Origin of the sequence: Myxococcus sp. XM-1-1-1 (assembly GCF_020037095.1) — a bacterium.
GTDB lineage: Bacteria > Myxococcota > Myxococcia > Myxococcales > Myxococcaceae > Myxococcus > Myxococcus fulvus.
In genome coordinates this window covers 308612-329590 of sequence record NZ_JAIQDH010000003.1, presented here as the reverse complement: position 1 = coordinate 329590, position 20979 = coordinate 308612, and the positions used below count along the sequence as shown (strand labels likewise).

Here is a 20979-nt window from a genome sequence, read left to right as displayed (position 1 = left end):
AGCGTGCGGGCGCTCCCGTGTGTACGGCGGTGGGGACGTGTTGTGGCGGGAGCCGCGTTCCCCCCCTGGGGAGCCCCGCGTGGCGTCCTACCGTTCCGGTAGCTCTTCGGGTCCGCCAGCATGTCCATCGATAGCCGGGAGCAGTGGCTCCAGTGCGCGCTCGGCGAGCTGACCGAGCGCTTCGTCAACCAGGCACACCCCATCCCCTCGGGCCTGCTGGAGGCGCTGGACGCGGACCCGCGTCGAGGCGCCCAGTCCCTGGCGCGGCGCATTCGCGCGAGGCAGGAGCGCAACCGCTCGGAGGGCCAGCGGCTGCGGCACCTGCTGCGCTTCGAGACGGAGCTGTGGGAGCAGGGGCTCGTGCACGTGGCGGGGGTGGACGAGGCGGGCATGGCGCCGCTCGCGGGCCCCGTCGTGGCGGCCGCCGCGGTGCTGCCCAGGAGCTACCGGCTCAAGGGCCTGGACGACTCCAAGAAGGTGCTGGACGCGCAGAAGCGCGAGGCGCTGGCGGAGTCGCTCAAGCGCGACGTCGTCGCCTGGGCGGTGGGCCGGGCGGAGGTCGAGGAGATCGACCAGCTCAACATCTACCACGCGGGGCTGTTGGCCATGCGCCGCGCGGTGGAGGGGCTGGGGCTCAAGCCCGACTACGTGTTGGTGGATGCGCGGACGATTCCGCAGTGCCCGGCGCCGCAGCGAGGAATCATCAAGGGTGACTCGCTCTCGATGAGCATCGCCGCGGCGTCCATCCTGGCCAAGACGACGCGCGACCGGCTGATGGCGGAGCTGGACCAACGCTACCCGGGCTACGGCCTGGCCGACCACAAGGGTTACCCGACGGCGCGCCACGTCCAGGCGCTGCGGGAGAAGGGAGTGCTGCCCATCCACCGACGCAGCTTCGGTCCGGTGAAGGAGGTGCTCGGGCTGGTGGAGCCCGGTGAGCCGTCCCCTGCTCAGGCGGAGCTGTTCCGCGTGGAGCCCATCGCGACGACGAGGCGCAAGTCATGAGCACGGACCGAGACATCGACGGTTGGCTGTCGGAGCGGGGCATCACCCTCACGGACGCGAAGCTGCGCGCGCGAGCGGTGCTGGAGGAGGCGGGCCTCACCCGTCCCGGCAAGGCGCGGATGAGCGAGCCCAAGCTGCTCAAGGCGGCCCAGGTGCTGGACGGGCGGTTCTTCCCCGTGTGCTCGGATGGGGCGTGCGTGAAGGTGGCCCAGGCGAGCGGCCGGGAGCCCTTGCGCGTGGAGCCTCGCAGCCACTGCGCCAGGTGCGGAGGTTCGGCGAACCACCGGGCGGAGGTGGCCTTCGTGGAGACGTGTCACCGGCTCGGCGTGAGCAAGGTGGTGGTGGTGGGAGGCTCGCCCGCGGTGCGCGAGGAGCTGGAGTCGAAGCTCGGGCCGCACATCGACCTGCGCATGGTGGACGGCACGGAGCGGCGCACGTCGGACCGGGCCCGCAGTGACTTGGAGTGGGCGGACCTGGTGCTGGTGTGGGGCGCCACGGAGCTGCACCACAAGGTGAGCGGGCACTACACGCATGGAGGCCCGGCCTACAGTCGCAAGGTCGTCCACGTGGTGCGTCGGGGAGTGGCCGCGCTGCTCGAGGAGGGCATGACGCACCTGGAGCGGGCACGCTGAACCGCCAACAGTGCCGCACGGAGCCCTTGCCCCGTGCGGCCGGCGCCGTCAGTCTTCCGGGATGAAGACCGAGCTCATCCTGCTGCGGCACGGCGAGACGGAGTGGAACGCGAAGGGGCTCTTGCAGGGCCACCAGGACAGCCCGCTGAGCCCCGAGGGCGTGCGGCAGGCGGACGCGCTCGCGGCGCGGCTGGTGACGGTGTCCTTCAGCGCGCTGTATTGCAGTGATCTGGGCCGGGCGGTGCAGACGGCGAGGCGCATCGCCGCGCGCACGGGGCACGACGTGCGCCCGGATGCCCGGCTGCGCGAGCGGGGGCTGGGCGTCCTGGAGGGGCTCACCCGCGAGGAGGCGAGCCGCCGTCACCCGGAGGTCTTCGGCACGTACGCCACCAACGCCCCGGACTTCGTCGTCCCCGGTGGGGAGAGCACGTCCCAGCGGCTGGGCCACGCGGTGGAGTGCCTGGGCGAGGTCGGCACCCGCCATGCGGGCGAGCGCGTGGTGGTGGTGATGCACGGCGGCGTGCTGAGCAGCTTCTTCCGCCACAGCCTGGGCATTCCGCCGGCCACGCCCCGCGCCTTCTCGGTGCTCAACGCGTGTTGGAACCAGTTCGACTACCACCAGGGCGCGTTCCGCCTGGTGACGTGGGGCGACATCACCCACCTCAAGGAACTGAGCGCGGACGACTCCTCCGCGCGCTGAGGAGAGGTCCCCACGCCACGGAGGTGTCGCGCGACCTGGCCGCCACGCGGCACCCGGACGCAGTGGAAGGCGCACGGCGCCTCATCAACACGGGGCCTCGCGCCCTCCACGCGCCAAGATGCGGGCGGTGGAAGGTGCGCTGCGCCTCATCAGCACGGGGCCTCGCGCCCTCCACACGCAACGACGCGGGCTCTCGACGAGGGGAGCGTCAGCCCAGGACCGCGCCCCGCGCCCTCCAACTGGAACGGCGCGGGGCCTCGTTGACGCGTCAGACCTCGGCGCGCTTGCCCGACTCGGCGCGCGCGGTGCGCAGGGGGCTCTGCTGCGGCGCCTCCACGAACTCGCGCGCCTCCGCCACCGCGCGCAGCACCACCTCGGCGCCGAGCTTCATCTGCTCCACCGAGTGCGACGACATCACCTGCATGCGGAAGCGAGACTCGCGGATGCGCACCGCGGGGTACTCCACCATGTTGGGGAACACGCCGCGCTCGAACACGAGCCTGCCCGCGACCCTCGCGACCTTCGGGTCGCCCACCGGTACGGGCACCACGTTGGAGGGCTCCCCCAGACACTTCACCCCGCCCTCGGCGAACGCGGCGCGCAGCGCGAGGATGTTCTCCATCGCCTTCGCGCGCAGCACCTCGCCCTCGTCCGAGCGGACGATGCGCAATGACTCGAGCGCCACCGCCGCCTGCACCGGAAGGATGGCATTGGAGAAGATGTGCGGCCCGCCCATGACCCGCACGAACTGGCGCACCGCCGGCGAGCGCGTCGCCACGAAGCCACCGTTCGACGAGAACGTCTTGGAGAACGAGCCCACCACCAGGTCCACCTTCCCCAACAGCCCCTGCGCTCCCAGGCTGCCCGTGCCGCGAGGGCCCAGCGCGCCCAGATCATGCGCCACGTCCACCAGCAACGTCGCGCCGAACTCGTGGCAGAGGTTCTGCAGCTCCTCGATGCGAGGAATGTCCGAGTCCATGGAGAACAGGCCCTCGGTGACCACGAGGATGCCATTGGCCGTGTCGTGGGCGCGCAGCTCCTGGAGCTTGCGGCGCATCGCGCGGTTGCTCAGGTGCGGCACCCGGCTCACCTTCTGCGTCGCCGCGCTGGCGCCCTGCTGGAGGCTCGCGTGCGACAGCGCGTCCAGCACCACGTGGTCCTCCGGACGCACCAGCCCCGCGATGGCGCCGAAGCCCGCGCCCCACCCCGTCGCGAACAGCGCCACGTACGGCATCTCCAGATGCTCTCCGAGCGCCTGCTCCAGTTGGAGTCCCGGCGTCGTGTTGCCACCGAACATCCCGGAGCCGGCGCTGTGCACGCCGTAGTCCCGGATGGACCGATGCGCTGCCTCGACCACCGCTGGATGCGTGGACAATGACAGATAGTCCTGCGAGCCGAAGTTCACCCCGTGCCGCGCCACCCCACCCTCGCTGCGCACGCCACACTCAGCGGTCGGCGCGCCCTCCAGGCTGCGCGAGTACGGCCACAATCCTGTCTGTCGCCGTGACTCCTGCCATTGGAAGAACGCCTCCGTCCGAGCCAGCAGATCAGGGCCGGTCGGATGCGTGTAATTGGCGATGAAATGGGTGAACAACGGCGAATCGAGCTGATCGCGTAGATTCATGAACACATCCGAGGGGGAGGGGGAACGACGCTGGAACAGGACCTGGCACGTCGCGCTCGGGGGGGTGAGCGCGGCCTTTAATGCCCCTGCATCTTTCCAGTGTCAACAACTCCTCAACACCCGGATATTTCGAATTATGAGTGCGGACCAACCTTCATACGTTGGGTGAAATCCGATTGCGTTTCAAACCCTCGGAGTCCTGTCGTTGTAACACGACGTGACACATCCATCTTGAGAAGCGGAGGGCCCATGGGACCCTCCGCGCCTCCATGCGCTACTCGTCGTTCTGCTGGAGCGCCGCGAGGACATGGAGGTCCTCGAGCGTGGTGGTGTCTCCCGATGCCTGCTTGCCCGCGGCCACGTCGCGCAGGAGCCGCCGCATGATCTTCCCGGAGCGTGTCTTGGGTAGCGCCTCCGCGAAGCGGATCTCATCCGGCCGCGCGATGGCGCCAATCTCCTTGGAGACGTGCTGGGCCAATTCCTTCTTCAGCTCCGGTGAGGGCACGTTGCCCTGCTTGAGCGTGACGAAGGCCACGAGCGCGGTGCCCTTGAGGTCATCGGGGCGGCCCACGACGGCGGCCTCGGACACGAGCTTGTGGGCGACGAGCGCGCTCTCCACCTCGGCGGTGCCAAGCCGGTGGCCCGCGACATTGACGACGTCGTCCACGCGGCCCATCAGCCAGAAGTAGCCGTCCATGTCCGTGCGCGCGCCGTCGCCGGTGAAGTACTTGCCAGGCAGCTCGCTGAAGTACGTGCGCACGTAGCGGTCCGGGTCGCCGTACACGGTGCGCAGCATGGAGGGCCACGGCCTCGTGACGAAGAGCAGACCGCCCTGCCCCTTCGGCACCGCGTTGCCCGCGCGGTCCAGGATCTCCGCGTGGATGCCGGGCAGCGGCAGCGTGGCCGAGCCCGGCTTGGTGGGCGTCGCGCCCGGCAGCGGCGAAATCATGATGCCGCCCGTCTCCGTCTGCCACCACGTGTCCACGACGGGGCAGCGGCCCTGACCGATGACGTCGCGGTACCACATCCACGCCTCGGGGTTGATGGGCTCGCCCACGCTGCCCAGCAGGCGCAGCGAGGACAGGTTCTTCTTGCGCGGGTGCTCGTCGCCCAATCGCATGAAGGCGCGGATGGCCGTGGGCGCGGTGTAGAGGATGGTGGCCCTGTAGCGCTCGATGATGTCCCAGAAGCGGTCCGGCCCCGGGTGCGTGGGCGCGCCCTCGTAGATGACGGTGGTGGCGCCGTTCATCAGCGGCCCGTAGACGACGTAGCTGTGGCCCGTCACCCAGCCCACGTCGGCGGTGCACCAGTAGACGTCATCCTCGCGCAAGTCGAACACCCAGCGCGTGGTGAGCGAGGCGACCACCGCGTAGCCCGCCGTGGTGTGCAGCACGCCCTTGGGCTTCCCGGTGGAGCCGGACGTGTAGAGGATGAACAGCGGGTGCTCGCTCTCCACCCACTCCGGCTCGCACGTGTCGGACTGGCCGTTGACCAGCACGTCCCACGCCACCATGCGCGGGTCGGTGAGCGCCAGCGCGTCTCCCGTGCGGCGCGCCACCACCACCTTCTCCACGCTGGGCATGTTCTCCAGCGCGGCCTCCACGTTCTTGAGCAGCGGCACCACCGCGCCCTTGCGCCAGCCGCCGTCCGCGGTGAGCACCACCTTGGCGCCCGCGTCCTTCATGCGCTCCTGGAGCGCCTCCGCGGAGAAGCCGCCGAACACCACCGAGTGCACCGCGCCGATGCGCGCGCACGCCAGCATCGCCACCGCGGCCTCGGGCACCATGGGCAGGTAGATGCCCACGCGGTCCCCCTTCTTGACGCCCAGGGACTTCAGCCCGTTGGCCAGCCGGTTCACCTCGATGGCGAGCTGCCCGTACGTGAGGGTGCGCCGGTCTCCGGGCTCACCCTCGAAGAGGATGGCGGGCTTGTCGCGGCGCGTGGCCAGGTGCCGGTCCAGACAGTTGTAGGCCAGGTTGGTGCGCCCCTCGACGAACCAGCGCGCGTGTGGCGGCTTCCAGTCGAGCACCGTCTGGAAGGGCTCCTTCCAGTAGAGCTCCTCGCGAGCGCGCTCGCCCCAGTACTTGTCCGGATCTCGAGCGGCCTCGTCCCACAGCCGCTGGTAGTCCTCCATGCTCTTCAGGTGAGCACGCTGGGAGAACTCCTGGGGCGGTGGGAAGACGCGGGTCTCGGTCAGGACCGAGGAGATTTCTTGCTGCGTTTCAGCCATGGGCTCCTCCGCAGAGTGGGCGACAACCCCTCTGTTCTAGGAACCCCGGAGGCCGGGCTCAAGCACGCTATTCGCAGCGGTTCGCTTCCTTGACGGCTTCAAAACGCATCCACAGCTCGCACGCGCACTCGGCGGGCCGCTGCTCGGAGGCGTAGCGCACCCGCATCGCCCCGTCGAAGCGCGTCTCGCACTGCGTCGTCGCGTCGATGTGGATGCTGGCTTCATCCAGCAGACAGTCCACCCCGCGCACGGGCGTGGCGGCGTTGATGGTGGTGCCGTCGATGGCGAAGTCGTCGCCCTCGGCGAGGAAGTAGCCGATGAGCTGCGTGTCGAGCAGCCCGAAGTTCAGGCGCACCACGCGGCCGGTGACCTGCAGGCTGCCGCGGAACAAGTCGCGGTTGGCGTCGTAGAGGCCGCAGTCGTCGCGGAAGATCTCCACGGGAGTGAACTCGTAGTCGCCCGCTTCCTGGACGAAGGGCAGGCAGCCCGACATGGCGCTCACGAGGAGGGCGGGCACGAGCAGGCGGAAGCGTCTCGGGGTGGACACGGGGCGCACCATACCCCACGAATGCATCGAGTGCAGTGCGCTCGTGGCGGTCGGGGTTAGAGTGGCCCCCATGCCCGAATACCGCAACCCCAAGCCCACCGTGGACTGCATCATCGAGCTGGCCGGTGGACGCATCGTCCTCATCCGCCGCGCGAACCCGCCCATCGGCTGGGCGCTGCCGGGGGGATTCGTGGACGAGGGCGAGCCCCTGGACGCGGCGGCCATCCGGGAGGTCAAGGAGGAGACGGGGCTGGAGGTGAAGCTGGTGGAGCAGTTCTTCACGTACTCGGACCCGAAGAGGGACCCGCGGCAGCACACGCTGTCGACGGTGTACATCGGCACGGCGGACGGTGAGCCGAAGGGCTCGGATGACGCGGCGGAGGCGCGCACGTTCGCGCTGGACGCGCTGCCGTCGGACCTGTGCTTCGACCACGGCACCATCCTCTCCGACTACCGGACGTACAAGCAGACCGGGCAGCGGCGGAAGCTGTAGGGAGCGCCGTCCAGGATGCACTACGCGCTCGTCCTGCTGGCCCTCGGAGGGCTGTTGGCCCTGCATGAGCTGGGGCACCTCGTCGCCGCGCGGCTGCTCGGGGTGCGGGTGCCCCGCTTCGTGTTCGGCTTCGGTCCGCCCATGGCGTCCTTCCGGTTGGGGGGGACGCAGTTCGTCGTGGGGGCGGTGCCGCTGGGCGCCACGGTGCACATCCAGGGGATGAATCCTCACCGCTCGGAGGTCGTGGAGGCCGCGAGCTTCCGGACGCTGGGGCCCCTGCGGCGCGCGCTCATCATCCTGGCGGGGCCGCTGTCCAACTACCTGTTCGCGCTGGGCGTGCTGTTCGCGCTCTACACGTCGGGCACCCACGTCGTGGTGCCGCTGACGGTGGGCACGGTGCGGCCGGGCTCGGAGGCGGCGCGGGCGCAGTTGCTGCCCGGGGACCGCATCGACTCGGTGAACGGTCAGGCGCTGCGCAGCTGGACGGAGTTCGTGGAGAAGGTGGCGGTGGGCGTGGGCAGCACGCTGGAGCTGCGGGTGGACCGGCACGGCGAGCAGCGCACGGTGACGGTGCGACCGCGCGCGGACGAGCGTGGCGAGGGACGCATCGGCGTGAGCCAGCAGTACGTGTACCGCACGCATGCGCCGGGCGAGGCGCTGAGGCACGCGACGGTGCACACGATGAACCTCGCGGCCGAGGGCGTGACGATGTTCACGCGGCTGGCGAAGGGAGAACAGGCGCGGGGTGGACCGACGGGCCCCGGGGCGCTGGTGCGGCAGGAGTCGTCCGATGCGGCGTCGTCGGGGCTGGACTCGGTGCTGCGAGCGCTGGTGGCCGCGTCGCTGGCGCTCGCGCTGCTGACCTTGCTGCCGATTCCGGGGCTGGATGGCGGGCGCGTCGTGCTGTTGCTGGTGGAGGCGGTGAGTGGTCGCAAGCTGCCGCCTCGCGTGGAGACGGTGGCGCAGACGGTGGGGTTCCTCGCGAGCGCGACGGTCATCGTCGCGGTGGCGTTCGCGGAGATTCGCGGGGCGCTCCCCGAGCGGTTCAGGTCGGAGTCCGCGTCACCCGCGACGACGGGACCCGGTGGCACCACGGCCGGAGCGCCCCCCACGACGGGAGCGAGTGCACCTCCCATCGGAGCGTCCTCGGGAGCGACGGCCCCTGGCGGCGGCGCACCCGCGGGAACGGCGCTTCCCACCACCGCGACACCGGACGGCACGGGCCCTGGAGGACCTGTGGCTCCGCCTGTCGCCAGTTCGGGAGCAGCCGCTGCGACGGGAACCAAGGCAGCACCCGCTGCGCCAACGCCAGTGACAGGCGCACCGGCAGGAGTTGATTCGCGCGGCGTGACGGTCCCCGCCTCCGGAGCGGCGAGCGCGCTCAATCCAGCCGGGAGCAGCGGCGGGGGCGCATCCCCCACGACGAGCGCGCCGCCATCCACGGGCTCCGCGACGCCCACGAACGTGGGAACCACGGCAACGCCCGCCACGGCAGCCGGGGCGACGGACGCACCCGCGAACAGCGCGGCGCCAGCAGGTGCGCCGTCGGGCCTTCCGACAACCACGCCTGCGCCACACGGCGCGGACACACAAACACCCGCGGCGAGCCCATCGTCCACGCCGCCTCCCGCGAGCGCTCCACCCGCGACGCCACCTCCGCTACCCGCCGAGTCCGGGACGAAGGACACCCCCTCATCCGGCGGTCCCTCGGTGATGGGCAGGACGACGGCCTGAAATCCCCTGCCCCGGAACCCGCGAGGGGAACCGCGAGCCTCCCCTGGTTGTCGGGCAAGCGGGCGGACGCTTCCTGTCCACCTGTGGGCTTCCGGCCCCGATGATGCGGCCGACAGGCGGCGGGACGCATATGCTTGCGCGCGAGATGAGCACCAAGGCCAAGGCGGACGGCGGGCTGTACTTCGAGCTGTACTGGGGCGAGAACCTGGCCGAGGCCTGGAGCTACGGGCGCGAGCAGACGCGGGTCCACGCCGCGCCGGATGAGAAGGCGCCCCTGCCCCTCTACGGCTTCACCCTCCCGGAAGAGCCGTTCCTCATGGCCGAGCGCACCGAGCGCGGCTGGCGCATCCACCTGCCCCCCAAGGTCCAGGTCGAGCACAAGCAGCGCGGAGACGCCTTCGCCGCCCTCCCCGGCGCCCAGCTCGTCCAGGACCAGGGCCGCGCCTCCGTGACGCTCTCGGACGGCATGACGCTGCGCCTCACCGAGGGACAGCTGTCCCTGCTCGTCCAGGCCTCCGTCGTGAAGGAGCGCGTCGGCCCCCTCCAGTGGAAGGACATGGGCTGGCTCGCCATCGTCGGCCTGCTCTTCCTGAGCCTGCCCGTGGGCTTCCTCATCGCGGGCCCCACGCCCGAGCGCGCCGCCGAGTCCAACGCCCGCGCCCTCCAGCTCGCCGCCGAGAAGGAGGCCGCGCGTCGCAAGGCCATGGGCCTGGACACGCCCATGCGCCCCATCACCGACGCCGAGCGCGAGCAGCAGCAACCGGCGGACGCGGGCCCCGAGGTCAACATCCCCGCCAGCTTCCGGATGCGCTGACGAAGGCCTCACGGCCCCAGGCCGACCCACACCTCCCCATCCTCGAAGAACTCCTTCTTCCAGATGGGCACGTCCTGCTTGAGCCGCTCGATGGCGTGCTCACAGCCCCGGAAGGCCTCCTTGCGATGCGGCGCCGCGGCGGCGATGACCACCGCCAGCTCCCCCGGCACCAGCACGCCCACGCGGTGCACGATGGCCAGCCGCACGCCCGGCCATGACGTCGCGGCCTCCGCGCCAATCTCCGCCAGCTTCTTCTCGGCCATCGGCGCGTAGGCCTCGTACTCCAGCCGCAACACGCGCCGCCCCTTCGTCGCGTCGCGCACCGAGCCGCTGAAGGTGACGAGCCCGCCGTACGCCTCGCCCCCCACCGCCTCCACCACCTCCTCCAACCGCAGCGGCCGCTCCACCACGCGGAACAGCCCCGGCGAGCCACCCGCCACGGGAGGAATCAACGCCACCTCCGCGCCCGCCCGCACCGGCGCCTCCGCGCCCACGAACTCCTGGTCCACCGCCACGCGCAGGTGCGGCAGCAACGGAGCAAGCCCCGGATGCGCCGCCGCGAGCAGTTGGAGAACCACCTCCACCGTCGCGCCCTCGGGCACCTCCACGCGCTCCCGGGCCGTCCCCGCGCGCTCCCTCGCGGCGGCGAAGTACAGCACGGTGACAGCGCCGCCCGGGCTCACTTCCACTCCTGTCCCGCGCGAGCGTTCTCCCTCAATCGCAGACTCCCCTTCAGCCTCGCGCCGCCCTCGGCCAGCGAGAAGTCCAGGAAGCCCGAGTCCAGCGGCGTGAAGCCCTCCAGCACCGCCTTGATGAGCGCCTGCGCCGACGCCAGTCGCTCCGCGGGCACGCCCGGCAGCGACTCCTGCGCATCCAGCTCCGCGCGCAGCCGCCCCAGGTCCGCCATCACCGACAGGTGCCCCGCGCCGAACGCCTCACCGCCGAAGCGCTCGCGCAGCGACTTGCCGACATCGCCGCGAGGACGCCCCTCCAAAGGCTCACCGGCGATCAACGTGGCGCGCTCGGGGCCGATGCGAAGCTGCACCGGCTGTCCCCACAGGAGCGTCTTGTAGAGCCGGCCGCCGGGAATCTTCTCCATCGCGAAGCGCAGCGACGAGCCCTGCGCGCGCTCATCGAGCAGCCGCAGCACCGGCTCCACGGAGGTGAGGCCCGCGTCGATGAGGACGGTGCCCCGAGGCTCGGGCCGCTGGTTCCGCACGAAGTTCCGCAGGAAGCCCGGTGCATCGAAGTACACCAGCATCGCGACGTCACCACGCAGCGCCTTCAACAGCGCCTCCGCGTCCAGTCCCCGCGCGCGCCACCGCTCCACCATCCGCTCGCGACGCGGCGAGCCCGGCGCGCCGAACGCCAGCTTCGCCAGCTCCTCGGGGGGCACGGACAGCTGCGCGGCGGCCACCGGCCCCAACCCGCTCTCCGCCATCAGCGCGGAAGGAGGCGCGCTCGCCCCCTGCAACAGCGGCCGCGTGGACGACAGGAACCCATCCAGCGACACGTGCTCGGGGCGCACCGTCATCGAGGCGAAGAAGCCCCGCACCGGCCCCTCCTCCTCACCCTCGTCGAGCCTCGGTGCGCCCGTGTACAGGTAGACATTCCCCTCGCCCACCTTGGGACGCAGCTCGTTGAGCAGCGCCACCTCGGACATCCCGGGCCCCGTCAGCTCCGTCACCGCCCGACGCACCAGCTGCACGTCCGCGACGGCCGGCCGCGGCGGCTCCACCGCGAGCACCTCCAGCGGCACGCCCTCCTCCCCCTCCTCGTCGTCCTCCGCCTCCGGCCCGTCGGGAATCGCCAGGTACAGGTAGCCCCGATCAACGAACAGCAGCATCGGCTCGCTGCCATCCTGCGGCACCACGCGCATGGCGCCATCATCGGTGGGCATCACCTGGTGGCCGGAGCTCTCCAGCTCGCTCGCCACCGCGGACATCGCCGCGTCGGGCTCCGTGATGCCCAGCACCGCCACCACGCCGTCGAACTCCGGCAGGATGAACAGGCCGAAGCCCTCCTCGGGGTCCACGACGCTCGAGCCCTGCGTCAGGCTCTGCAACACGAGCGACACCAGGGGTGCCTCGCGCAGCGCCTCCTCCGCCTCCTCGGGGCCGATGAGTCGCTCGTGGAAGTCCACCAGCGGCTCCACGTTGCCCTGCAGCCGGGGCATCCACAGCACCGTCTGCGCGTCTCCCGGCACCGCGCGCAGCAACGGGCGCGGCACCACGGTGAGCCGCACGCGCCCCACCTCCTGGCCCTCGTGCAGCGCGCGCACGGTGTACGCGCCGGGCCGGGCGAAGGCGTGCGACAGCTGGGCGCCCTGCTTCGCGGGAGTCCCGTCGCCGACATCCCAGGAGAGGGCCTGCGCGCCCTTCTCCCCGGAGCCCAGCGTCACGGGCACGCCCGTCTCCACCGTGCGGTCCTCCCCCAGGTCCGTGCGCACCGCTCGCCGACAGCCGGGGCCCGTCAGGCCCACGGCGGTCAACAGGAGGAACAGCGTGACGGACCGACGGACGGAGCGCGGGGAGTGCGGCATGAGCCGCTAATAGTCCAGCGCGAGTCCGAACATCCAGCGCCGGCTGGACAAGTTCAGCCCCTTCCCTCCGAAATCGTCCACATCCGCGTAGGTGTACTCGGCGAACAGGTAGCTGTGGTTCACCCCCAGCCCCGAGTCGAAGTCGCGAGCGAAGCGCGGCTGCAGCACGTCCAGCAGGAACGCCAGGCCCGCCGTGCCGCCCCAGCCCCACTTGCCGCCCTTGCCGGTGACGCCGCCGGAGACCTCGGTGTCGCTGCCCTTCGTCACCCACCAGGGCGAGTAGATGAGGCCCAGCTTGCCGTACGGCACCAGCGGGATGCCCCACTCGAAGGCCGCGTAGTCGAACTTGTAGAAGAGGTTGAACGCGAGCGGCACCACCTTGATGGCCGTGCGCTCCGCCGCGTCTCCACCGCCGTCCGCCAGCTTCGCCGCGCCGTACTTCTCGCCGTAGCCCGCCGACACGCCGACGCCCGCGGTGCCGATGCCCTGGTAGAAGTAGCGCTGGAACTCCAGCTCCACGAGCAGCAGCGACGAGTCGCCGAAGGTGTCCTTGTAGGGCGTGCCCCCCAGGCCCTTCTCCTCGTCGATGAGCGGCTTGTAGCCCCCCAGGCGGAAGATGATGCCGCCGGTGCGGGGGGACTCGACCAGATCCGGAGACACCACGCCTGCGTCCTGCGCCCACGCGGGCAGCGCGGCGAACGCCACGGCCACACCCAGGCCCCATGCCCGACTCATGACTGCTTCCTCCTCGACACCGTCCAGAAGCCCAGGGCCGCCACCACGGCGCCCACGGCAAGTCCGCCACCTCCCGCCCCACACCCGCCCGTCTCCGCGCCCTGCGCGCCCCGGTACGCCGCCCAGAAGCCATTGCTCGCGATGGGAGTCCCCGTCGCCAGCGGCGACGGCTCGCTCTGGTTGCCCGCCTTGTCCAGCGCGAACACCCGCACGCCGTACTCCACGCCGTTCTCCAGGTTGTCCATGCGGAACAGCGTGTTCGACGACGTCTGCTCCTTGGAGCGCACCACGTCGCCCGCGGTGGTGCTGCCACCATCCTCACCCGCCACCAGCTTCACCACCTCCACCTTCATCTGCGACGAGTCGCTCGGCGCCGTCACGTCCACGCTCAGCGCGGTGTCCAGGCCCGTCACCGTCGGCAGGATGGGCGCCGCGGGAGGCTTGGGGTCCAAGGTCAGGGTGATGGCCGGCGTGCCCACGCTCGTCGCGGTCGCCTCGCACGTCGTCCCGGTGCTGTTGAACGGCCGCACGGACGCGCACAGCTTGAAGCTCTTGTTCTCCGTCTGGGCCTCGCACGTCTGGCCCGCCTTGGTGAGCGCCTCGCTGACGTTCAGGCTCACCGTGCCCGTCGTCACCGACGAGGACCGCTCGATCTCCTCCAGCGTCACCTCGCTCGAGCTCGGTGTGTCCGAGCACGTGTCCGGGGACAGCCAGATGTAGAGCGTGTCGCACTGGTTGGTCGCCTGACGTTGCCAGGTGACCTGGGTGACCTTGGCGCAGTCGGCCTTGGAGACGACGATTTCGTTGCCCTGGCTTCCCGAGACCGAGAAGGTCACGGTCTGCCCCAGGGCGGTCGACGCGGAGAGCAAAAGCAAGGCGAGTGTGAGGCGCATGGGTAGCCGGACGCTAGCAAGCGGGGGGCCACACACAACGCCTTCCGACAGGCCCTTTTTCGGACGTTTCGAGCCGACCTGGCGCGCCAAACAGGCAGGGCGGCCCCCACGGCCGTGCCAATTTGTCAGACGGGACGCTCGACCAGCTTCAGGCCGGCCTCCACCAGGTTGAGGGCGGCGCCCCGGGTGGCGTTGTCCACCGCGGCGAAGAGCGTCACCCACTCGGGGGCCTGGGGGAAGGCGCGCACCCGGCCCACGTGCACCGTGGGGTCCGACGTGACGAGCATGGGCATGGGGTAGATGCGCTCGCCGGGGGCATCCAGCACCTTGAGGGCCGGGGACGTCTTGAGCGCGGCGCGCACCTGCTCCACCGGGCCCGCCTTCTTGAGCTGCACGTGGAGCGACAGGCCGTGGCCGTAGAAGCTGGGCACCTGCACCGCGGTGCCGGCCAGCACCGGCGCCTCGCCCCGGGACGCGAACAGGCGCGCGGCCTCCAGCGTCCAGCCCGCCTCCTCCTCCGTCCAGGGCGAGTTCACCATGAAGCCGCCCACCTGCGGCACCAGGTTGAAGCCCACGCGGTGGGGGAACGCGTGCGGCTCCGGCTCGCGCCCGGACAACAGGTCCGCGGTCTGCTTCTCCAGCTCCGCCACGCCGCGCACGCCCGCGCTGGACACCCCCATCATCGCCGTCACCTGCGTGCGCACCACGCCGAAGGCCCTGCGCAAGGGCTCCACCACGTGCACCGCCGCGGTGGTGACGGCGCCCGGCAGGCACACCACCCGCCCCTTCGTCACCTGCGCCAGCGCCTCCGTGTTGAAGCCCGGCAGCACCAGGGGCACGTTGCCGTCGCTCCGGAACGCGGAGCTGATGTCCACCACCCACGCGCCGGAGGCCTGCGCCGCGGGCGCCAGCGTGCGCGACACCTCCGCGGGCGTGGCCAGCAGCACCAGCCCCACGCCGCGGAAGACGTCCGGCGCGGCGCGCTCCACCTCGATGGAGTCCTCGCCGTACTCCACCTCCAGGCCCTTCGAGCGTTCGGAGCCGAAGGCGCGCACCTGCTCGGCGGGCACGTCCCGCGCGTACAACGCGGCCAGCACCTCGCGGCCCACCACGCCGGTGGCACCCACCACGGCAATCTGCAAGTCGTTCTTCATGACGCGTCCTCGTGCGTGCGTGACTCCTCCAGGCGCAAGCAGCGTCCCGGAAGGAGGGCCTCAGTCGTCCTTCAGCCGCGCCGTGGGCACCGGCCCCGGCAGCGGAGGGAACTTCGGATTGCGCTCCGGCTCGGAGGCGCGCACGTAGTGCGGCTCCATGGAGAAGAGCGCCTCCAGCGAGAAGGTCTCCGGCATGCGGGCAAGCCGCACCAGCTCCACCGCCGACGGGAAGTCGTGCCCGGACAGGAGCCGCTCGGGCGCCACGCCGTGGGACTCGAGCGCCGCGCGGTAGTCCACCAGCGCGGGCCCCAGCGCCACCGCGCGGGGCTCGGCGGCCATGCGCTGGGCCACCTCCTGGGGCGACATGGCGGTCTCCGGCTCCAGCGCCTCCACCGTCCCGCCGCGCCGCACGTAGGCGCCCAGGTACAAGTCATCCTTGCGCGCCACGGCCAGCACGTGGAGCGGCACGTCCTCGGGCCCCTCCATCGCCACCGCCGCCAGCGACGACGCGCCCGCCACCTTGAGGCCCGCCGCGTACGCCAGCGACTTCACCGTGGCCAGGCCGATGCGCAGGCCCGTGAACGAGCCGGGCCCCAGGCCCACCACCAGCCCCTCCAGCGCCGCGAGCTTCACGTCGTGCCGCGCGAGCAGCTCCCCCACCACGCCGGGCAGGGCCTCGCTCTGCTTGATGGGCGGACGCACCACCTGGTGCTCCACGACGCGCACGCCGTCCGGCCCCCGCTCCACCAGGGCGAGCGACATCGTCAGCGTGGAGGTGTCCAGCGCGAGGAACATGGGCGCTCCCTACACCGGCGCGGCCCACATTGCTTGGGGAATCTCCGACACGGTGTCATCGGGGCAGCGATACAGCCGCACGCGCACCACGCCCTTGTCCAGCATCCCCAGCTTGGACGCGGCGGCCTTGGACACGTCGATGATGCGGCCCTCGACGTAGGGCCCCCGGTCGTTGATGCGCACCTGCACGGAGCGGCCGTTCTCCATGTTGACCACCTTCATGCAGGAGCCGAAGCGCGCCTTCTTGTGCGCGGCCGTGAGCGCGTTCTGGTTGAAGCGCTCCCCGCTCGCGGTGGGCCGGCCGTGCAGCCCGGGGCCGTAGAACGACGCCAGCCCCTCGCCCAGGTAGGAGCGCGGCATCTGCTCGCGCCGAGTCACGCCCGGAGTCGAACCGGAGCGCGTCCGGGTCTCCTCGTCGCGAGAGTCCGGCTTCGCCGCGCGCGAGGCGCACGCGGTGGAGCAGCCCAGCGCCAGCAGGAGGACGACGGTGCTCGCGCGCATGGGGCCTCTATCGGGTGATGTCGTTGGTGAAGACCAGCAGCATGAGCAGGAAGAGCAGCGCCAGGCCCACCATGTTCGCGGCCTCGCGGACCCGCGTGGGGATGGGGCGGCGGCGGATGCCCTCCCACGCCGCGGACAGCAGCGCGAAGCCATCCAGCACGGGGATGGGCAGCAGGTTCATCACGCCCAGGTTGATGGAGATGATGGCCATCAGGTGCAGGAACGAGTCGAGCCCCTGCTCGGCGCTCTTCGCCGCCAGCTGGTACATCATGATGGGACCGCCCACCGAGGACAGCGGCACGTCGCGCGTGAACAGCCCCGCGAGCACCTTCACCATCTGCCCGACAATCTTCGGCACCACGACGGCCGCCTGCTTGAACGCGGCGGCGGGCCCCAGGTGCACCGTCACCTCGTCCACCTTCGGCGCGTCCGCGTCCATCAGCGCCCAGCCGCGCGCCCCCAGCGCCAGCCGCGAGGTCTCCTGCCCCATCGCGTCCTCGCTCTTGAGCGGCGCCTGCGCCAGCTTCTCGGTGTGCTCGCCGCCCTTCGCGTCGCGCCACGTCAGCGTGAAGGGCTGGTCCTTCAGCTCGGTGAGCTCGTTCTCCATCATCCGCAGCGACTGCACGGGCTTGCCGTTGAACGCGACGATGAGGTCTCCGGGCGCAAGGCCCGCCTTCTGCGCCACGCTGCCAGGGGCCACCGTCGCGACGTACGTGTCCGCGGCCTCCGCGCCCACCGCCGCCAGGCCCACGCCCGGCTGCCGGGGCACCGTCACCTCGACGAGGGCGGGCACCTGGCCCATCACCACGCCGGCCTCCACCGTGGACATGCGCCGCACCACCAGCTTCAGCGGCTCACCCTCCGGATGCCGGCCCAGCTCCTGGTACAGCCGCGCCTCGTCCGGCACGTTCACGCCGTTGACGCTCAGCACCCGGTCGAAGGTGCGCAGGCCCGCGGCCTCCGCCGGCGAGCCCGCTCGCACGCCCACCAAGGGCGGCTTGGACACCGGCGCCACGCCGATGAGGCCCCGCTCCACCGTGTCGATGGGCGACGTCTCCGTGCTCTTCTTCGGCGTCACCGTCAGCGTCACCGGCTGGCCGCCCCGGTCCACCACGATGGGGATGGGCCGCTCGAAGCGCCCCACGAAGGTCTCCCGCATGTCGTCGAAGGTGCGAACCGACTCGCCCTCCACCGACAGGACGCGGTCGCCGGGGCGCATGCCGGACAGCTCCGCCGGGCTGCCGGGCTCCACGAAGCCCACCAGGGTGGACGTGGCCTGGTGCGGGCCCAGGAAGACGAAGAAATAGACCAGCACCGGGAAGATGAGGTTGAAGGCCGGCCCCGCCAGGACGATGAGCCCGCGCTTCCAGGGCGGCTGCGCCAGGAAGCCCCGCTTCGCCTCGTCCGGGCTGAGCTCCTCGTGGGGCAGGTCCCCCGCCATCTTCACGTACCCGCCCAGCGGCAGGATGGCGATCTGATACTCCGTCTCACCCTTGATGAAGCCGATGAGCTTGGGCCCGAAGCCGATGGAGAACTTGAGGACCTTCACCCCGCAGGCCTTCGCCACGAGGAAATGGCCGAGCTCGTGCACTGTCACGAGCACGCCGAGCAGCAGGATGAAGAACCCCAGGTTCTGAAGTGAGGGCATGGCGGCAAGAGTAATCGTGTACCCCCGGACGGACAACGCACATCCGGGGCCGCCAGCCAGCCAGCCGAGCGAAATCTCACGCTTCTACGGCAGCAGGCCTCGCACGAACTGCACGTAGACGAACACCAGGGGTGCGTTGAAGAGCAAGGCGTCGATGCGGTCCAACACCCCGCCGTGCCCCGGGATGAGGAACCCCGAGTCCTTCACGCCGTACGCCCGCTTGAGCATGGATTCGCACAAGTCACCGACGGGGCCCAGCAGGCCACCGGCGATGCCCAGGATGACGCAGTCCCACACGGTGAAGACGGGGAAGAAGAAGCCCCGGGCGATGAACATGCCGCCCACCGAGCCGAGCATGCCGCCGAAGAAGCCCTCCCACGTCTTGTTCGGGCTCACCTCGGGGTAGAGCTTGTGGCGCCCCATGAAGCGGCCGAAGAAGTAGGCGGCGGTGTCGTTGGCCCAGGTGATGGTCAGCGCGCAGATGACCCACGCGAGGCCATGGTCGGGCAGCAGGCGCAGCGCGGACAGCGCGGTGAGGCCCACGGCGCCATACAGGAAGCCGTTGACCAGGTGGGCCGTGCGCGTGGGGGCCTCGGCGAGCGGGCCCTTGAACAGGTGGAAGATCCACGCGAAGAAGGCGAAGACGATGGTGAGCCAGAAGGCCGTCTCACCCGTGCGCGCCGCGTCCCGCAGGGGCAGGAAGGGCAGCACCGCCGCGAAGGCCATGCCCACCCACGCGGCCGCGTTCAGCCGCTTCTGCACGATGAGGTAGTACTCGCCCACGCACGCGGCGGCGGCGAGGCCGAGCAGGCCCGCGCTCCACACACCGCCCAGGAAGAGCAGCACCAGCACCAACGGCAGGAGCGTCAGCGCCGTCACGATGCGGATGACGAGGTTCTTGTTCTTGTCGTTCACGCCTTGGCCCGCTGAGGGGGGTCTTCCCGCTTCACCTGCGCCGTCGTCAACCCGAAGCGCCGCTCACGCTGCTGGTACTGAGACACGCAGCGCAGGAACTCGTCGGTGCGGAAGTCCGGCCAGAGCGCGTCGGTGAAGCACAGCTCCGCGTACGCCATCTGCCAGAGCAGGAAGTTGGACACGCGCAGCTCGCCGCTGGTCCGCACCATCAGGTCCAGGGGCGGCAGGCCGTTGGTCCAGAGGAAGGACTCGAAGTCGGCCTCCTCGACGCGGTCCGCCGCCAGCTCCCCCCGGGTGATGGCCTGGGCCATCCGCTGGGCGGCGCGGAGGATCTCCTCCCGGCCGCCGTAGGACAGCGCCAGCGACAGCACCATCCCCGTGTTGTGGCGGGAGTCGGCGATGAGCCGCTCCAGCGGGTCCTTCACGAACCGGGGCAGCCGGTCCACGTCACCCACCGCGTTGAGTCGGATGCCGTTGTCGAGGATCTCGGCGCGCTCGCGCTCCAGGTAGTCGCGCAGCAGGTCCATCAGGCCCGCGACCTCCTCGGCGGGGCGGGCCCAGTTCTGCGAGGAGAAGGCGTAGAGGGTCAGGGCCTGGATGCCCAGGCGGCGGGCGGTGCGGGTCACCTCACGCACACTGGCGCTGCCCTCGCGGTGCCCCTCCAGTCGGTCCAGACCCCGCGACTCCGCCCACCGACCGTTGCCATCCATGATGATGCCCACGTGGCGCGGCATGGGCCGGGCCTTGACCTGATTTTCGAGGGCGGAAACCACTAGGGGGCGTTCCATTCGAGCCGCGCACCCTACCGGCGACACCGCGCCGCGTCCACGCCAGCGTGGTCCAACCGTCACCCCCGGCCCCTGGTCGGTCGCCCGGCCCCGGTGAGCGGCCTCGGGGCTCGCGCGCATGTGGGCACAGGTGCGCGAGCCCGGGGATGGGGGCTCAGGATTCGGGCCAGTTCGGGCGGAGGGCCTCGATGGGACTCTGTCCCCAGGTGGCGTACCGGGCCTCGTCGGCGACGGGGTAAGGCAGCCCGTGGGTGCGAGTGAAGTGATCCACCCAGTGCGGCTGGGAGCCGTCCACATCGGTGAAGCCGTACTCGCGGGCCAGGGCCCAGGAGCTGTGGACGCGGCCGGCCTTGGAGGCGACGTTGGGGTCGGCGGCGAGCGCGGCGACGGCGCGCCCCACATAGGCGGGCGTCTCGGAGGCGATGAAGTCCGGGTCCACCTTCGTGCCGTCGCGCCAGTTGGCCTCGGTGACGCCGAAGTGCTCGAGCATCTCCTCGGAGCGCAGGAAGCCCGGCGTCACGGCGAGCGCGGTGAGGCCCGTGCGGCGCAAGTCCCGGGACATGGCGAAGGCGAGCCGGATGACGGCCATCTTCAGCACGTCATAGAGGACGTGGCCCCGGTAGGCGAAGTGGTCTCCGTCGGTGATTTCGACGATGAGCCCCTGGTTGCGCGGGAGCATGAGGGGGACGGCGTGGCGGCTGGTGATGACGTGCGTGAGCACGGCGCGCTCCAGCATGGTGCGTGCGTCCGGGATGGACTGCTTCCAGAAGGGCTGGCCGAAGTGGGTGAGCCGGTCGCAGCCCCAGATGTCGTTGACCAGGATGTCCAGGCGGCCCTGCTCCTGCTGGATGCGCTCGCACAGGGAGATGACCTCCTCCTCCACGGTGTGGTCGCAGCGCACGGGGATGCCGTGGCCACCGAGCGCCGTGACCTGCTCGGCGGTCTCCTCGAGGGTCTCCGGGCGGGAGTCGCCCGAGGCGGGACGGCCCCGGACGCTGCGGCCGGTGCAGTAGACGGTGGCGCCGGCCTCGCCCAGTCGGGTGGCGATTCCGCGGCCCGCGCCTCGGGTGGCGCCGGCGACCAGGGCGATGCGGCCTACGAGTGGCTTCTTCATGGGGTGTCTCCTCACGGACCGACCGGGGTGGCCGGCGATGGGGCGCACCGTACGGGGGGTAATATGACAACCTCTGTCATGTTGGTTCCGTAACGTTCACGGCGGAGGTCTTTCC

At 71.0% G+C, this 20979-nt stretch carries 20 protein-coding genes; 6 read left to right on the top strand and 14 right to left on the bottom strand.

The features are described 5' to 3' along the window. Window positions 1-120 precede the first annotated feature (120 nt). The 3 genes from K8640_RS09075 (at window position 121) to K8640_RS09065 (ending at window position 2337) form a co-directional block, all read left to right on the top strand. A complete protein-coding gene (locus tag K8640_RS09075; protein WP_223746699.1) occupies window positions 121-1005 on the top strand; it encodes a ribonuclease HII in 885 nt (294 codons plus the stop codon). Then, on the top strand, window positions 1002-1637 hold the full coding sequence (locus tag K8640_RS09070; protein WP_141326561.1) for a hypothetical protein: 636 nt from the start codon (window positions 1002-1004) through the stop codon (window positions 1635-1637). Before K8640_RS09075 ends, K8640_RS09070 begins: the two co-directional genes overlap by 4 nt. A 61-nt stretch (window positions 1638-1698) precedes the next feature. Beyond that, complete coding sequence (locus K8640_RS09065) at window positions 1699-2337, top strand: histidine phosphatase family protein (protein WP_223746698.1); 639 nt, start codon at window positions 1699-1701, stop codon at window positions 2335-2337. A gap of 268 nt (window positions 2338-2605) precedes the next feature. Here K8640_RS09065 and K8640_RS09060 read toward each other — a convergent pair whose 3' ends face one another. The 3 genes from K8640_RS09060 to K8640_RS09050 all read right to left on the bottom strand — a co-directional run bounded on the left by K8640_RS09060 (window position 2606) and on the right by K8640_RS09050 (window position 6738). Then, window positions 2606-3961, bottom strand: a complete 1356-nt coding sequence (locus tag K8640_RS09060) for an aminotransferase class I/II-fold pyridoxal phosphate-dependent enzyme (protein ID WP_223746697.1) — start codon at window positions 3959-3961, stop codon at window positions 2606-2608. A 274-nt stretch (window positions 3962-4235) separates the two neighbouring features. Then, entirely contained in the window at window positions 4236-6191 is a 1956-nt protein-coding gene (gene acs / locus K8640_RS09055) for an acetate--CoA ligase (protein ID WP_223746696.1), read from the bottom strand. 67 nt (window positions 6192-6258) lie between these two features. Beyond that, window positions 6259-6738: a hypothetical protein gene (locus K8640_RS09050; RefSeq protein WP_223746695.1), complete on the bottom strand. Its 480-nt coding sequence runs from the start codon at window positions 6736-6738 to the stop codon at window positions 6259-6261. 70 nt (window positions 6739-6808) lie between these two features. Between K8640_RS09050 and K8640_RS09045 the strand changes: the two genes are divergently transcribed. From K8640_RS09045 to K8640_RS09035, 3 genes are all read left to right on the top strand, one after another. Then, window positions 6809-7231, top strand: a complete 423-nt coding sequence (locus K8640_RS09045; RefSeq protein WP_223746694.1) for an NUDIX hydrolase — start codon at window positions 6809-6811, stop codon at window positions 7229-7231. Between the two features lie 15 nt (window positions 7232-7246). Continuing rightward, the gene (locus tag K8640_RS09040) at window positions 7247-8965 is read left to right on the top strand and encodes a M50 family metallopeptidase (RefSeq protein WP_223746693.1); all 1719 of its coding nucleotides are present in this window, start codon (window positions 7247-7249) and stop codon (window positions 8963-8965) included. A 145-nt stretch (window positions 8966-9110) separates the two neighbouring features. Next, on the top strand, window positions 9111-9779 hold the full coding sequence (locus K8640_RS09035) for a hypothetical protein (RefSeq protein WP_223746692.1): 669 nt from the start codon (window positions 9111-9113) through the stop codon (window positions 9777-9779). An 8-nt stretch (window positions 9780-9787) separates the two neighbouring features. Here the strand turns inward: K8640_RS09035 and moaD are convergent, their stop codons facing one another. The 11 genes from moaD to K8640_RS08975 all read right to left on the bottom strand — a co-directional run bounded on the left by moaD (window position 9788) and on the right by K8640_RS08975 (window position 20864). Beyond that, window positions 9788-10462 carry a molybdopterin converting factor subunit 1 gene (gene moaD, locus K8640_RS42830; protein WP_370640328.1) on the bottom strand — a complete coding sequence of 225 codons (675 nt, stop codon included), beginning with the start codon at window positions 10460-10462 and terminating at the stop codon, window positions 9788-9790. Beyond that, window positions 10459-12321: a PKD domain-containing protein gene (locus K8640_RS09020; protein WP_223746691.1), complete on the bottom strand. Its 1863-nt coding sequence runs from the start codon at window positions 12319-12321 to the stop codon at window positions 10459-10461. The genes moaD and K8640_RS09020 overlap by 4 nt, the downstream gene beginning before the upstream one ends. A gap of 6 nt (window positions 12322-12327) precedes the next feature. Continuing rightward, the gene (locus tag K8640_RS09015) at window positions 12328-13056 is read right to left on the bottom strand and encodes an MXAN_2562 family outer membrane beta-barrel protein (protein ID WP_223746690.1); all 729 of its coding nucleotides are present in this window, start codon (window positions 13054-13056) and stop codon (window positions 12328-12330) included. Then, window positions 13053-13949: an MXAN_2561 family MXYO-CTERM-anchored protein gene (locus tag K8640_RS09010; RefSeq protein ID WP_255652794.1), complete on the bottom strand. Its 897-nt coding sequence runs from the start codon at window positions 13947-13949 to the stop codon at window positions 13053-13055. The genes K8640_RS09015 and K8640_RS09010 overlap by 4 nt, the downstream gene beginning before the upstream one ends. Window positions 13950-14074: 125 nt before the next feature. After that, window positions 14075-15103, bottom strand: coding sequence for an aspartate-semialdehyde dehydrogenase (locus K8640_RS09005; protein ID WP_223746688.1), 1029 nt, complete (start codon window positions 15101-15103; stop codon window positions 14075-14077). Window positions 15104-15163: 60 nt separating this feature from the next. Further along, entirely contained in the window at window positions 15164-15898 is a 735-nt protein-coding gene (gene tsaB, locus K8640_RS09000) for a tRNA (adenosine(37)-N6)-threonylcarbamoyltransferase complex dimerization subunit type 1 TsaB (RefSeq protein WP_141326583.1), read from the bottom strand. A gap of 9 nt (window positions 15899-15907) precedes the next feature. After that, on the bottom strand, window positions 15908-16399 hold the full coding sequence (locus K8640_RS08995; protein WP_223746687.1) for a septal ring lytic transglycosylase RlpA family protein: 492 nt from the start codon (window positions 16397-16399) through the stop codon (window positions 15908-15910). A gap of 7 nt (window positions 16400-16406) precedes the next feature. Further along, window positions 16407-18047, bottom strand: a complete 1641-nt coding sequence (gene rseP, locus K8640_RS08990; protein ID WP_223746686.1) for an RIP metalloprotease RseP — start codon at window positions 18045-18047, stop codon at window positions 16407-16409. Window positions 18048-18131: 84 nt separating this feature from the next. Next, the gene (locus tag K8640_RS08985) at window positions 18132-18962 is read right to left on the bottom strand and encodes a phosphatidate cytidylyltransferase (protein WP_223746685.1); all 831 of its coding nucleotides are present in this window, start codon (window positions 18960-18962) and stop codon (window positions 18132-18134) included. After that, window positions 18959-19750 (bottom strand): isoprenyl transferase, encoded by a 792-nt coding sequence (locus tag K8640_RS08980; protein ID WP_223746684.1) that lies wholly within the window; start codon window positions 19748-19750, stop codon window positions 18959-18961. The genes K8640_RS08985 and K8640_RS08980 overlap by 4 nt, the downstream gene beginning before the upstream one ends. A gap of 154 nt (window positions 19751-19904) precedes the next feature. Beyond that, complete coding sequence (locus K8640_RS08975) at window positions 19905-20864, bottom strand: SDR family oxidoreductase (RefSeq protein WP_223746683.1); 960 nt, start codon at window positions 20862-20864, stop codon at window positions 19905-19907. Between the last annotated feature and the right edge of the window lie 115 nt (window positions 20865-20979).

Excerpts from the sequence above, each read along its gene's own strand:
- K8640_RS09075 (WP_223746699.1), top strand. The coding sequence starts at position 121 with ATGTCCATCGATAGCCGGGAGCAGTGGCTCCAGTGCGCGCTCGGCGAG.
- K8640_RS09070 (WP_141326561.1), top strand. The coding sequence starts at position 1,002 with ATGAGCACGGACCGAGACATCGACGGTTGGCTGTCGGAGCGGGGCATC.
- K8640_RS09065 (WP_223746698.1), top strand. The coding sequence starts at position 1,699 with ATGAAGACCGAGCTCATCCTGCTGCGGCACGGCGAGACGGAGTGGAAC.
- K8640_RS09060 (WP_223746697.1), bottom strand. The coding sequence starts at position 3,961 with ATGAATCTACGCGATCAGCTCGATTCGCCGTTGTTCACCCATTTCATC.
- acs (WP_223746696.1), bottom strand. The coding sequence starts at position 6,191 with ATGGCTGAAACGCAGCAAGAAATCTCCTCGGTCCTGACCGAGACCCGC.
- K8640_RS09045 (WP_223746694.1), top strand. The coding sequence starts at position 6,809 with ATGCCCGAATACCGCAACCCCAAGCCCACCGTGGACTGCATCATCGAG.
- K8640_RS09040 (WP_223746693.1), top strand. The coding sequence starts at position 7,247 with ATGCACTACGCGCTCGTCCTGCTGGCCCTCGGAGGGCTGTTGGCCCTG.
- K8640_RS09035 (WP_223746692.1), top strand. The coding sequence starts at position 9,111 with ATGAGCACCAAGGCCAAGGCGGACGGCGGGCTGTACTTCGAGCTGTAC.
- K8640_RS09020 (WP_223746691.1), bottom strand. The coding sequence starts at position 12,321 with ATGCCGCACTCCCCGCGCTCCGTCCGTCGGTCCGTCACGCTGTTCCTC.
- K8640_RS09015 (WP_223746690.1), bottom strand. The coding sequence starts at position 13,056 with ATGAGTCGGGCATGGGGCCTGGGTGTGGCCGTGGCGTTCGCCGCGCTG.
- K8640_RS09010 (WP_255652794.1), bottom strand. The coding sequence starts at position 13,949 with ATGCGCCTCACACTCGCCTTGCTTTTGCTCTCCGCGTCGACCGCCCTG.
- K8640_RS09005 (WP_223746688.1), bottom strand. The coding sequence starts at position 15,103 with ATGAAGAACGACTTGCAGATTGCCGTGGTGGGTGCCACCGGCGTGGTG.
- tsaB (WP_141326583.1), bottom strand. The coding sequence starts at position 15,898 with ATGTTCCTCGCGCTGGACACCTCCACGCTGACGATGTCGCTCGCCCTG.
- K8640_RS08995 (WP_223746687.1), bottom strand. The coding sequence starts at position 16,399 with ATGCGCGCGAGCACCGTCGTCCTCCTGCTGGCGCTGGGCTGCTCCACC.
- rseP (WP_223746686.1), bottom strand. The coding sequence starts at position 18,047 with ATGCCCTCACTTCAGAACCTGGGGTTCTTCATCCTGCTGCTCGGCGTG.
- K8640_RS08980 (WP_223746684.1), bottom strand. The coding sequence starts at position 19,750 with ATGGAACGCCCCCTAGTGGTTTCCGCCCTCGAAAATCAGGTCAAGGCC.
- K8640_RS08975 (WP_223746683.1), bottom strand. The coding sequence starts at position 20,864 with ATGAAGAAGCCACTCGTAGGCCGCATCGCCCTGGTCGCCGGCGCCACC.